This is a genomic window from Polynucleobacter tropicus (genome assembly GCF_013307225.1).
GTDB lineage: Bacteria > Pseudomonadota > Gammaproteobacteria > Burkholderiales > Burkholderiaceae > Polynucleobacter > Polynucleobacter tropicus.
On sequence record NZ_CP028942.1, the window covers coordinates 1,271,678 to 1,285,053 of the forward strand.

Here is a 13,376-nt window from a genome sequence, read left to right on the forward strand (position 1 = left end):
TCTGAATTCAGCTTCTTAATTCAACTTTTTCAGCCACTCAATCGGCTGTTCATTAGTTTGAGCATCGACGATGATTTCAGAATCATGTACTGCGCGCTCACGCACACGAGTACGATCGACAACATCCCCCGCCAACTGACCACAAGCAGCGGCAATATCATCGCCGCGGGTCTTGCGTACTGTGGCGACCATGCCCGCATCTAAGAGAATGCTTGCAAAGATGTTCACTCGTTGAGCTGGCGAGCGCTTCAAGCCAGACTCGGGGAAAGGATTAAATGGAATGAGGTTGATCTTGCACTTAATGTTTTTCAGTAAGCGCACTAATTCTTTTGCCTGAATGTCGGAATCATTCACACCATCGAGCATGCAGTATTCAAAGGTCAAGAAATCCCTTGGCGCAAACGGTAAATAGCGCTCACATGCATCGAGCAACTCACGTAGAGGGTATTTCTGATTCAAAGGCACCAATTGATCACGCAAAGCATCATTGGGTGCATGCAGAGACACCGCTAATGCCACCGGGCAATCTTGCGCTAAGCGATCAATCATTGGCACGACACCTGACGTTGAAACTGTCACACGACGACGCGATAAACCATAGGCTCGATCATCCAACATCAGACGCAGTGCGGATACCACGTTGTCGTAGTTGAGTAATGGCTCACCCATACCCATCATTACCACATTGGAGATCACGCGTCCTGTGTGCTCCCAACCAGGTGTTGGATATTTTTCAATACGACGCACTGCGTCTGGATCATTGCGCAATAAATGCTCAGCAAACCATAATTGACCGATGATTTCTCCGGAAGTCAGGTTGCGTGAGAATCCTTGATGTCCAGTAGAACAAAAACGGCAATTGACAGCGCACCCTGCTTGCGAAGAGATACACAGAGTACCTCGATCATCCTCGGGGATATAAACAGACTCAACCGCATTACCGGCGCCCACGTCCAATAGCCACTTGCGTGTGCCGTCTTGGGCATGTTCGTCCTTGATAACGGGAAGAGAGAGTACTTCTGCCTTATCGAGCAAGGTTGCTCGGAAGGTTTTTGCTAGATCACTCATGTCATTAATGTTGGATACACCACGTTGATGTATCCACTGCATGAGCTGCTTTGCCCTGAAGGGCTTTTCGTTTAACCCCGCGACATACGCCGCCATTTGGTCAGCGTCAAAATCTAAGAGATTTACGCGCGGGGAGGTCAATGCGACTACTTATCAATAAAGTTATTGAATAGCCAGTAACGATTAACGATTGAAAACGTTCATGCCAGGGAAGAAGAATGCAACTTCCACAGCAGCAGTTTCAGGGGCGTCAGAACCGTGTACTGCGTTCGCATCGATGCTGTCAGCAAAATCAGCACGAATTGTGCCTTTTTCTGCTTTTTTAGGATCAGTAGCACCCATCAAGTCGCGATTCTTAAGGATGGCGCCTTCACCTTGCAATACCTGAATCATGACTGGGCCAGAAATCATGAAGCTCACCAAATCTTTAAAGAAAGGACGCTCTTTGTGAACGGCATAGAACTGCTCTGCTTCAGATTGTGAGAGATGTGCCATTTTGGACGCCACGATCTTCAAACCAGCTGATTCAAAACGGTCATAGATTTTGCCGATGACGTTTTTAGCTACAGCATCAGGTTTGATAATTGAGAGGGTGCGTTCGATTGCCATTCAGGACTCCAATAGTGATTTCAAAGGTATTTACTAGGAAGGGTCAATAAGTACCCTGCTCTAGCGACCCCCGAATTATACATTGTCTGACCGTATTTACCCCTATATTGGTAGGGCTAAGCTCTTGAATTTACAAGGTATAACCCCTCGGTTTGTAGTCTTTTTATGGCAGGTCTTGAAATTAGGGTGTTTTGTCTATACTTAGTGTCAACAGCCCTTGATGGGCTCATGTATTTACTACGAAAGAAGGAGTCTATATGAGTGACCTGAACTCTTACGGCTTTGGTCAAGCTGGCTCAATCAGTACCGTTCAAGTACGCAACCGCGTACTGCGTAATACCTATGCGCTCTTAGCGCTCTCCATGGTGCCTACTGTAATTGGCGCCTGGTTAGGTGTTGCCATGGGACTTGATCTGTTTGCTGGTAGCCCATTCATGGGTTTCATCGTGTTCATGGCAGTTGCTTTTGGTTTCTTCTGGGCAATCGACAAAAATAAAGACACTGGCGTGGGTGTTCTGCTCCTATTGGGCTTCACCTTCTTCATGGGCATCATGCTCTCTCGCTTGGTTGGCTTTACGCTCAACAGCTACAGCAACGGCGCAGCACTCATCATGCTGTCCTTCGGTGGCACAGCGGCAATCTTCGCGACTATGGCTACGATTGCAACGGTAAGTAAGAGTGACTTTGCTGGTATGGGCAAATGGCTGATGGTTGGCGTTCTACTCTTGATCGTTGCCTCTTTGGCAAACATCTGGTTGCAACTACCTGCCCTGATGTTGACTGTGATGGTTCTTGCTATCGCCATCTTCTCTGCGTTCATTCTGGTTGATGTACAACGCGTAGTTAATGGTGGTGAAACCAACTACATCATGGCTACATTAGCAATCTACTTGGATGTGTACAACGTATTCACCAACCTGCTTGCTCTCTTGGGCATCTTTGGTGGCAATCGCGACTAAACGAGAAGACTGAGTAAGTCAAAAGGCGCCTACGGGCGCCTTTTTATTTACCCGCGACCTCTTCCAAACTACGGTCAAATACCGCCATTGATTCCATATGCGATGTATGTGGGAACATATTGACGATGCCAGCCCCTTTAAGGGTGTAGCCAGCTTGATGGCACAAGATATCTGCGTCTCTTGCTAGCGTCTTAGGATTACAAGACACATACACAATGCGCTTTGGCAATAAAGGGCTTTTCTGCAGATGCAAGTCTGCTAGCGCTTTGCATATCTCCATGGCGCCTTCACGCGGTGGATCCATTAGCCAACGATCCGATTTTCCCCAAGAGGCAATGGTTTCGGTTGTAACTTCAAATAAATCGCTTTGCATGAAGCTAGCTTTATCAGCCAAGCCATTGTGCTGCGCATTTGCTTTTGCGCGCGTGGTTAAGGTTGCCAAACCTTCGATGCCTAATACTTGTTTTGCCTTGCGCGCTAATGGTAATGTGAAATTACCAATACCGCAGAACAGGTCGAGAACCCGATCGCCCTCTTTTACTTCTAGCAAACGAATCGCCTTGCTTACTAGAGAGCGATTCATCATGTGATTAACTTGGGTAAAGTCAGTAGGCTTAAATGGCATCTCGATTTCAAACTCGGGAAGACGGTAACAAAGCTTGCCGGTCTCAGGGTAAAACGGCGCAACTGACTCAATACCTTTGGGTTGCAACCAAATCCAGACATTGTGGCGGTCAGCAAATTGCCGTAGCAAGGCATTGTCTTCTTTGCTAAGCGGTTTCAAATTCCGAAAGACCAGGGCCGTAACTGGCGCAGCTCTCTTTGGATCATCCGAATTTGGTTCCTCCGGCTCACCTACAGCAATCTCAATTTGCGGCATACGATCCACAATCGATAAGCCCATTACTAATTTGCGCATCTCTGGCAATAGATCAGATAGATGCTTGGGCAAAATCTCACAAGCCAGCATATCGGCTACATAACCACTTTTACCTTCATGAAAGCCTATTAAGACGGTGCCTTTTTTAATCGAGCGATTTACAGCACTTAAGCGTGCGCGATGTCGATACTCCCAAGTGGGACCACCCATCGGGCGAAGAATTTCTTCGGGGGTGACTTTGGCGATATGGCGTAAGTCATCTTCTAGAACACGCTGCTTCATCGCTACCTGCGCTCGGATATCGAGATGTTGCATCGTGCATCCACCACATACTCCAAATGCCGCACACTTGGGTTGCGCTCTAAAGACAGCTTGTTTCAGAATGTCGCGCACTTTAGCTTTTGCAAAGCGCGCTTTATCGCTAGTGATTGTGTAGGTGACTAACTCAGTAGGTAATGCGCCTTTGATAAAAATGACTTTACCACTTGCATCGTGATCTACTTCCTCTGTTTCCGCACTCTTAACATTTGGAGCTAGACGTGCGATTCCTTGAGCATCTAAATCGAGGGACTCAACAATAATCGGCTCAGTCACTTCAATGTTGACTGGCTTATCCCCTCTACGCATCCGCTGCGAAGCCTGCTAGATACTCTTGCCACTGACCGCCATTTGGCTCTTTGGCTTCTTTCTCTAGATAGGCCTTAACAAAAGCAATTTCTTCTTGGTACTCTTCAGCAGTGAAACCACCACGTAGTAATTGAAAACGACAGTACATTAAATAGGTATTCACGACATCGGTTTCGCAATAGCGACGAATATCGTTGATCTTGCCTTCTTGATAGGCTGGCCATACTTGACTGCCATCCATGCCCATCTTGCCAGGAAAGCCACATAATTTTGCTAAGCCATCCAAGGGTGCGTTTGCCCTGCCATTAAATTTAGCCAAGAGATCCATCATATCGAGATGGCGCATGTGATAACGGCTGATGTAGTTGTTCCACTTAAAGTCACGGCTATCGGCTTCCTGACTCTCACCCATCTCCCAATAACGGGATGCCTGAATATGATTGGCTAAGGCGCGATAGTGCAAGACTGGCAAGTCAAAACCACTGCCATTCCAAGAAACCAATTGTGGGGTGTACTTTTCAACGAGATCAAAGAAGGCTTGAACAATTATTTTCTCATCATCTTCTGGCGTGCCGAGTGTGCCTACTTTGATTTGAGGTAGACCCTCTTTTGTGGTCCTGCGAATAACACAAGATATCGCCACCACCTTTTGCAAAAAAAGAGGCAGAAACTCACTTCCTGTTTTTTCTGCGCGCTCTGCCATTGCCTTAGCGGCAACTTCGGCATCACTCATCGAATCTGGATAACCCTCAACGCGACGCAACCCTGCTACATCTGGAATGGTTTCAATATCAAAGACGAGAACAGTAGCCATGACAGGGTATGAAGATTTGGCGCTACTGTATTACTGCAAATATGGCGTTGGGTTTACTGGCTTACCGTTTACGCGCAATTCAAAGTGCAGTTTTGGTGAATTCGTATCGGAATCACCCATCTCGGCAATCTTCTGACCTTTACGAACGCTATCACCCTCTTTCACCAAGAGCTTGCTGTTATGGGCGTAGGCTGTGAGATAAGTGTTGTCATGTTTGACGATGATGAGATTACCGTAGCCGCGCAAACTATTACCTGCATAAACTACTTTGCCATCAGCTGCTGCCAAGACTGGCTCGCCAACTTTACCTGCAATATCAATACCTTTATTAGTTTCATTAAATTCGCCAGTCACTTTACCTTTTGCAGGCCATGACAAACGAATACCCGGTTCTGCAACTAACTCAGACTTAGTCGTCTCTGCTGGCGTAGGCGCATCCGCTTTATCGGTCACGGAACTTGAAGGTTTTTTATCTACTGGTTTTGCCGCGATGGCTTTAGCATTTGCCGGCGGCTTAATCAAAACTAAATCACCGACTTCAATGACATCGGGATTAAAGCTAGAGTTCTCGGCTTTATTCCACTGAGCCACATCACGTGGGGCCTGCCCATGATCTAGAGCAATCCGCGCCAAGGTATCACCTCTTTTCACTCGGTAGTAGCCTGGAGGTGCTGGCTCATATGAACTAGATCCACTGGTACGGTCAATGACGCCGGCTGGTTTTGTGCGAGGTGTTGAACAGCCCGCCACCAACAATATGGAAGCAGACAAAACCAAAAAGAAAATTGCTTTAAATAAGGCGCTCATAGAATCAGATTTCTTCATCAATCTCATACTACCCCTGATTGTAAGGGGACAAAAAAGACCCCGTCTAAAACAGTTCTTTGATAACGCTGAGAGCTCATTCTTTCTACCATCACTAGTTGCTGCTCTTTTTCGTTCTTGGCTACTGGGGCAACTAACCGTCCACCAATTGCCAACTGATCAAGCAAAGCGTCTGGTATGCCTAAGCCAGCCGCAGCTAAGATAATTCCATCAAAAGGTGCTGCTTGTGGCAAGCCCAAAATACCATCGCCATAAATCAGACGTAGGTTATTAATCCGAAATGGGCGCAACTTCGCTCTTGCTAAATCGTGCAGCGGACGAATACGTTCAATAGAGTACACCTCATCAGCCAAGAGGCTGAGTACAGCTGCTTGATAGCCGCAACCGGTACCAATCTCTAGCACTTTACCCAAAGGGTGGCGAGGTTTATGCATGAGCTCAATCATGCGTGCCACTACAGAGGGCTTAGATATCGTTTGTTCATGTCCAATAGGCAAAGCCGTATCTTCATATGCTTGCGCATGCAAACCAGGATCCATAAATGCATGGCGCGGAACGGTGGCGATTGCTTCTAATGTTTTGCCATGCTTTACTCCACTGGCATGCACTTTTGCTGCAAGCGCCTGGCGATAGGCTGCAAATCGTTCAACAGGCTGCTTCAACCGCGATCCCAACCATTTGCGCGCATCGCCGCTAAACGAGCGTGATGAGTTAAATCCAATTGCATTGGAGTAATCGAGATACATCCTTCATTGATTGCATGAAAGTCCGTACCTTCTGAACTGTCTTTTACATGTCCTGCAGCACCAATCCAATATATCTTGTCACCACGAGGGCTGTCTTGAACGACTACGGGCTGTGAATGATGGCGGTTTCCCAAACGAGTAACACGCCAGCGATACAAATCTTCATATGGGCGATTTGGAATATTGACATTGAGTAAAGATGCCATGCCATCAGTATGATTTTTGCTCAAGTTGGATACCAGCATTTGCGCCACGATATCATGCGCCGCTTTAGCGGCATCATCAATGCGATTCCAGCCACGATCAATTTGAGAAAAAGCAATACCTGGAACGCCAAACATGACCCCCTCAATTGCAGCAGCCACTGTTCCTGAGTACAGCACATCCTCACCCATGTTCTCACCCTGATTAATTCCAGAGATGACGAGGTCAGGCTTTTCATCCAAGAAGCCAGTCATGGCAACGTGCACGCAATCGGTCGGCGTGCCATTGATGAAAAAGAATCCATCTCGCTCTCCGCCTGCAACCCGATGAATCGAGAGCGGTCTAGAGAGTGTTAAAGAGTTTGATGCGCCGCTATGATTTTGCTCTGGCGCAATCACCGTAATACGACCCAAGGGACGTACGGCATTTACCAAGGCCAGCAAACCAGGGGCCAAATAGCCATCGTCATTGGATACCAAAATATGAGGTTGCTTTGACATCTCTATACCAATCCAGGCTTATGCTTACCACGCGCTCTCATGGCCGCGTATATCACCGGCAACACTAAGAGAGTAAGAACGGTTGTAGTTACCATGCCACCCACAATCACCAAGGCGAGTGGGCGCTGTGCTTCTGAGCCAATCGAGTGTGACAGCGCAGCGGGCAATAAACCCAAGCCTGCCAACATCGCAGTCATCAATACGGGACGAACCCGCAATGCTGCACCATCCACCATGGCATCCTTCATAGCGCCATGCTCTTCGGCAACCGTCTTATTAATATATGAAATCAGAATTACACCGTCCTGAATCGCAATCCCAAACAAGGACAGGAATCCAAACAAGGCAGAAATACTTAAAGTCTCGCCACCAAGGTGCAAGGCAATAATGCCCCCAATCGCAGCAAAAGGAACATTAATCAACACAATCACTGCGTCACGGAAGTTTCCTAGGGCAGTTACTAGCAATAAGAAAATCGCCACAAGTGTCAGCGGAATGATGACCATCAGCTTTTGCTGAGCAGCCTTCATCTGATTGAACTGACCATCCCAAGCAATCGTGTAGTTGGTTGGTAAGGCAACATTCTTTTGCACTAGATATTTGGCATCCTCAACCGCGCTTCCAAGATCTCGACCGCGCACACTAAAGATTACAGCGATATAGCGCTTACCCGCTTCACGATAGATAAAGAATGGGCCATCAGTCAGTTGCACTTTGGCAACCATACTCAAGGGTACCTTTTGCCCATTGGGGGCATCAATTAAGAGGCCAGCCACATCTGGAATATCGTTACGACTAGCTTCGTTTAAGCGCACTGCTATACCGAAAGTCTTTTCATCTTCCAGGAAGTTAGAAACTGGCGCGCCACCTATTGAATTGGCAACAACTGTTTGTATATCGTTCACGTTGATGCCATAACGTGCCGCTTGCTCTCGATCAATCTGAATATTTAAAGTCGGTTGTCCCAGCTCTTTAAGAATGTTTTCATCTTCAATGCCGCGAACTTTTTTGAGCTGCTCCACAACTTCATGGGCTTTTTGTGCGAGCACTTCTAGATCTGAACCAAAAATCTTGACGGAGTTCTCACCCTTCACCCCAGACAAAGCTTCATTGACGTTATCTTGAATATATTGAGAGAAGCTATATTTAACGCCCGGAATCTTATCGAGCTCAGCCTGCAAATGCTTAATCAAATCATGCTTGGTGGTGCCCTTTGGCATTTTGTCGGGCGCTTTGAGATACAGGCCGTACTCTTGATTAAATACTCCGGTAGAGTCGGTGCCGTCGTCCGGACGGCCAATTTGCACAGCCACACGCTCAAGCTCGGGCTGCTTTAAGAAAGTCTCGCGTAATTGATTGGCAACTTTAACAGAGTAGTTCAAATCTACTGTATTTGGTAACACCACCCGCAACCAAATATTGTTTTCTTCCAGAGTTGGCAAGAATGCAGTTCCCAAGCGAATTGCGCTGAGCAAGGTAACACCCAAAATAAATAAAGAAATTGCGATCACATGACGTGGATGGTCCATCCATTTACGCAACAAAGGACGGTAATGCTGCAACATCCAGGTAATAAATTTCGGTGGCGCATGATGAAAGTTCTGACCAAAGACATAGGACATCGAGGCAGGCAAGAAGGTTAAGCTCAGCACGATGGAAGCAACCAGCGCAAAACCCATGGTAAATGCCATTGGTTTAAAGATGATGCCTTCAACACCGCCCATCAAGAATAGTGGTGAGTACGCCACGATGATGATGCTCGTTGAATAAATCATGGCACGCTGTACTTCGCTCGTTGCCAAGATGATGCTTTGATTAACGCGCTTGCCACCCTCTTCCATGTGACGCATGACGTTTTCAGTAATGATGACAGCGGCGTCCACGATGACACCAAAGTCAATTGCGCCCAGGGATATCAAGTTTGCTGGCACATTAAAGAGATACATCATGATGAATGAAAAGCAAAGTGCTAGCGGTATTACCGCCGCTACCACGGCTGCCGCACGCAAATTACCCAAGAACACATAAAGCAAGACCAAAACCATGGTGATACCAAAAAACATGGTGTGCTTTACTGTGCCAACCGTAATGTCGAGCAATACCTGACGATCGTAGAAAGGTTTTACCTGAATACCGGGCGGCAAGATGTGATCGTTAATGTTGTCAATTTTTTCACGGACACGAGCCAATACTTCGGAAGCATTCTCGCCACGACGCAAATACACAATACCTTCAACTGAGTCAGGATTGCTATCAAACTGGAACATGCCTAAGCGAGGTGCATTCCCAATAACTACGGTCGCTACATCGCCAATGCGAACTGGCACACCCTTATTGACCGCAATCACAACCTGCTTAATATCATCGATGTTGCGCAAAAGGCCAACGCCACGCACGACAAACTGTTGCTCACCGCTTGGTAATACACCGCCTCCGGTGTTGTCATTCGCCTTTGATAAAGCATCAATTAACTGGGGAACAGTCACCCCTTTGGATTGCAAACTCTCTGGACTCACAATCACTTGGTATTGACGCACCTTGCCACCAAATGAAGATACATCAGCAATACCTGGTGTTTGCTTAAGCTCTTTATAGATCTCGTAGTTTTGTAAAGTCTTTAAGCGTGTTGGTGATGCATAGTCGGAGGCTACTTGATAACGCAAGATCTCACCTGTTGCATCAGAATCTGGGCTCACACTGGAACTTACTCCAGGTGGAAATGCCACATTACCTAAGTTGGTAATGAAAATTTGGCGAACCTTAAAGGGGTCGGCATTGTCATTAAATTTGAGCGTAACCACCGACAGACCAAAGAGGGATACCGAACGAAATGCTTTTACACCTGGAATACCAGCTAAAGCGTTCTCTACAGGAATGGTGACTTGTTGCTCTACTTCAGTCGTACTTCTACCAGGCCATTGAGAAATTGCCTGAATTGTTAATGGTGCCACACCAGGGTATGGCTGAATCGGAAGTTGCTTAAGGCTAAAAGCACCCAGAATTAACAACACTGCAGCCGCGAACAAAATCACGACGCGCTTGTCTAAAACTCCCCGAATGAAGGAGGTAACAAAACTCAATTATTCCTCCTGCTTGGCAAAACGGTCATTCAACAAAACCGCGCCATCCGTCAGAACTTTCATGCCGGGCTCAATACCCTCAGTAATCGCAAAACGTTTGCCATCAAGGTCATAGCCCTTAACAACAAATCTTCTATACGAATCTTTTCCAGTCTTGATAATCGCGTAACGCATCTCGCGTACCCGAACAATTGCTGACTGAGGCACCACCACTGCTTCTGCTTCAGCAGTCTTCAGACGCGCACTGACATACATATCTGGACGCAGTAAACCATCTGGATTCTCCACATCACAACGAATAAGCAAGGCATGAGTCTCGGGATCAATGGTTGGCGCTATGTAATTGGCAGTAGCTACGAACTCTTTATCAGGGTAAGACTCAGAGCGCAGAATCATGGTCTGACCTTTCTGAATCTTACGAATATCTTGCTCGAAAATATTGCCTAAGAACCAAAGCTCTTTAGGATTTGCCAAAGTAACTAAAACATCACCAGCATTTACAACGGCTCCAGGCTCAACCGCACGCTTAACAACAACACCTTCTAGAGGTGAATGCATGATGAGATTGCTTTGGGTTTTTCCACTTCTATCTAAAGCTCTAATATCACCATCACTAGCACCCAAATTGCGCATACGATTAGCAGCAGCTTGTTGAGTAATCTGTGCATCACCAAGCAGATCTGTCATAGTTTGATTGTGCTGCAGTACTCTAGCAGTTTTAGATGAGAGCAAATACTCTTGTTGTGCAGAAATAAATTCTGGACTATAGAGCTCAATCACTGGAGAGCCCACTTCCACAGCAGCCCCATCAAATGCATAAATACGCTCCACTCTCCCTGGCGCTCTAGCAGAAAGCACTTTGGATTTTTCGGCATTAAATGCTAAACGTCCTGGAACTTTCAACTCAACAGGGACGGTCACTAAAGTGGCATCTTGGAACACATAAATATTTGGATTCAGTTCAATGCCAGGCAGCTTGAGCTCCATAGCGCCATTGCTTTCTACTTTTAATACTTTGTCACTCTTTTCTAATTTGACCGGACGGTTCACATTCACAAACAAGCCAATCACAATACCTAACATCAAAATAGAAACGCAAATAATCACCAAGCGCAAACGAGCACGAGTCTCTGGGGGAAGAGACCAGTAAGAACGATGGATCTCGTTGGTATTAGCAGCGACTCGTGCTGCAAGCTTAGCTTGCAACTTTTTCACTTCTGCAATTGCTTGCTTATAGAGATGAATGAGTTTGTCTTTCAAAACCACTCCTTAAAAAGGTTCTTTTCCAGCAGTCACCATCAACGTGGCTTGTGCTTGTAGGAGGTTTGCTTCGGCTAATGCCAATTGCACCTCCAAGTTACGCAACTGTGTTTGGGCTGTCAACAAATCATTAAAGCCCTGCCCATTATTGGAATACTGAATCAAGCCCACCTTATAAGCTGCATCGGCTTGCGGCACTTGGCGGTCTTTTAAGAAAGTAGTTGCCATTTTTGCTTGCTGATACGCCGCATAGGCTGAGTTCACCGCCAAGATCACCTGCTGGCGATTAGAGATGTCACTTGCTTCAGCTGAAGCTTGACTGCGCATCGCCTGCTCAACACCATATTTTTCTTTAGTAAAGAAATACAGTGGAATGATGAGGTCCAATTCAAACTGATAGAACAAGGCGCCATTATTCGCCGTAAATGGGCCTCTTGGCGTATAAGAAGAACCAATCACCTGAAAGTCTGGCAGGTAAGCTTTCTTGGCTAGGCTTACGCCTTTACGGGCAGCATCGAGTTGCAAGGCAGAGCTTTTCAGACTGGGATGACTTGTTTCTGCATAATCTTCGAGCTCAACCAATGTAGGAACAGGCGCCAAGCGACGTCCATCACCTTTGAGTATGAGTTTTTCTCTCGAGTGGCGACCAATCAATGTATTGATGTTCTTAATGCCGACCTCAAGTTGGCGCTCCAAATTAAATTGGTCTGCCTGTGCAGCACTTTGAGCTACTTGTGCATTCAGATATTCAACATAAGCTGCTGCGTTATTAGAATATCTTGCCTTGGCCACGTTCTTAATCATCTCTAAACGCATGACCGTTTCTTTAAGAACCTGCAATTGCTTTTGGGTCGCTAAGGTGTTGTAGTACAAGGTCGAGAGTTGCGCACCCAATTGCAAATAAGTCGATTCAGACTGCGCCAACAAAGATTCGGCGTTGGTGTCAGCTATCTCTGCAGCCAAGCTCTTCTTACCCGGAAATTGAAGTGGTTGCGCTACCGAAATTGAGTTATTGCTACTAATACCATTTGGGTATTGCGGGGAAGGTGCATTTGCACCACCCAAAGCAAATGGTGAATTGACTGGCATACCTGACCACACCAAGCCCACTTGTGGGTTTGCCGGAGCAGCAATTTGGGGCACAGTTGCCTTAGCGGATAAATAAGACTCACGCAAAGCGGCCAACTGCGGGTTGTTGAGTTTGAGCTCATTCCAAAGTTGGCGTAAATCCATCTCTACTGGGCCCGATGGCGCGCTCTTGACATAACTCTTTGGTGTGTTTGCCTTGGTAACAGGTGCAAATAATTCAGAGGCTTTAGATTTATCTTGAGCACTCAGCTGGGAACTTGGCTGCGAACTAAGCTGCGACCCAATTGAAGGAGGCGCGGATAAATCAGTGGATACTTCGTTGCTTGTTACTACAGTCACACTAGCACCCATCTTATCGATGGACCCTACTGCGCCCAATGAGTTTGCAATGGGGCTTGCATTGGGAGTTGTCGACGATGACACCGTACCCGCTTGCACTGGAATAGGCGTCTCGCCATCACTTTGGGTAACTAAATTACTGCTTGCTTGAGCAAACGCAGTTGAATACAAAAAAGATGGGGAGGCTAGTGCAATTGCACTGATAAACAAGGCAACACCGTGTGGCGAAATTTGACGAATTGTGCGTGTGCCGAAACTCAACAAAAGCGGCTGCCTCTTAATTCAATAAAGCTGTTTTTATAGCCCCTAACGCGGTTTTACCCAAATTGGGTGCCCGTTTAGGGGGTTTTATCGATTATAGGGTAGAAAACGCAAA

General features: G+C 46.6%; 10 protein-coding genes and 1 pseudogene. 1 reads left to right on the forward strand and 10 read right to left on the reverse strand.

Annotated elements, in window-relative coordinates:
* Window positions 1-15: 15 nt before the first annotated feature.
* Window positions 16-1,164, reverse strand: a complete 1,149-nt coding sequence (rlmN, locus tag DCO17_RS06565; protein WP_254598836.1) for a dual-specificity RNA methyltransferase RlmN — start codon at window positions 1,162-1,164, stop codon at window positions 16-18.
* An 87-nt stretch (window positions 1,165-1,251) separates the two neighbouring features.
* A complete protein-coding gene (ndk, locus tag DCO17_RS06570; protein ID WP_173955955.1) occupies window positions 1,252-1,677 on the reverse strand; it encodes a nucleoside-diphosphate kinase in 426 nt (141 codons plus the stop codon).
* Between the two features lie 257 nt (window positions 1,678-1,934).
* Here ndk and DCO17_RS06575 point away from each other — a divergent pair, with 257 nt between their 5' ends.
* The gene (locus DCO17_RS06575; protein ID WP_173955956.1) at window positions 1,935-2,636 is read left to right on the forward strand and encodes a Bax inhibitor-1 family protein; all 702 of its coding nucleotides are present in this window, start codon (window positions 1,935-1,937) and stop codon (window positions 2,634-2,636) included.
* 43 nt (window positions 2,637-2,679) lie between these two features.
* Here DCO17_RS06575 and rlmD read toward each other — a convergent pair whose 3' ends face one another.
* From rlmD to DCO17_RS06615, 8 genes and pseudogenes are all read right to left on the reverse strand, one after another.
* A complete protein-coding gene (gene rlmD, locus DCO17_RS06580; RefSeq protein WP_173955957.1) occupies window positions 2,680-4,143 on the reverse strand; it encodes a 23S rRNA (uracil(1939)-C(5))-methyltransferase RlmD in 1,464 nt (487 codons plus the stop codon).
* Window positions 4,136-4,957 (reverse strand): 3'-5' exonuclease, encoded by an 822-nt coding sequence (locus tag DCO17_RS06585; protein ID WP_173955958.1) that lies wholly within the window; start codon window positions 4,955-4,957, stop codon window positions 4,136-4,138. The genes rlmD and DCO17_RS06585 overlap by 8 nt, the downstream gene beginning before the upstream one ends.
* A 30-nt stretch (window positions 4,958-4,987) precedes the next feature.
* A complete protein-coding gene (locus DCO17_RS06590; protein ID WP_367652081.1) occupies window positions 4,988-5,782 on the reverse strand; it encodes a peptidoglycan DD-metalloendopeptidase family protein in 795 nt (264 codons plus the stop codon).
* Window positions 5,783-5,787: 5 nt separating this feature from the next.
* Window positions 5,788-6,411 (reverse strand): annotated as a pseudogene (locus tag DCO17_RS06595) (protein-L-isoaspartate(D-aspartate) O-methyltransferase); the annotation flags it as partial.
* A gap of 29 nt (window positions 6,412-6,440) precedes the next feature.
* Window positions 6,441-7,232 carry a 5'/3'-nucleotidase SurE gene (gene surE / locus DCO17_RS06600; protein ID WP_173955961.1) on the reverse strand — a complete coding sequence of 264 codons (792 nt, stop codon included), beginning with the start codon at window positions 7,230-7,232 and terminating at the stop codon, window positions 6,441-6,443.
* 2 nt (window positions 7,233-7,234) lie between these two features.
* A complete protein-coding gene (locus DCO17_RS06605) occupies window positions 7,235-10,312 on the reverse strand; it encodes an efflux RND transporter permease subunit (protein ID WP_173955962.1) in 3,078 nt (1,025 codons plus the stop codon).
* The gene (locus DCO17_RS06610) at window positions 10,313-11,572 is read right to left on the reverse strand and encodes an efflux RND transporter periplasmic adaptor subunit (protein ID WP_173955963.1); all 1,260 of its coding nucleotides are present in this window, start codon (window positions 11,570-11,572) and stop codon (window positions 10,313-10,315) included. It lies immediately after the preceding gene.
* Window positions 11,573-11,581: 9 nt separating this feature from the next.
* The gene (locus DCO17_RS06615) at window positions 11,582-13,261 is read right to left on the reverse strand and encodes a TolC family protein (protein ID WP_254598726.1); all 1,680 of its coding nucleotides are present in this window, start codon (window positions 13,259-13,261) and stop codon (window positions 11,582-11,584) included.
* Between the last annotated feature and the right edge of the window lie 115 nt (window positions 13,262-13,376).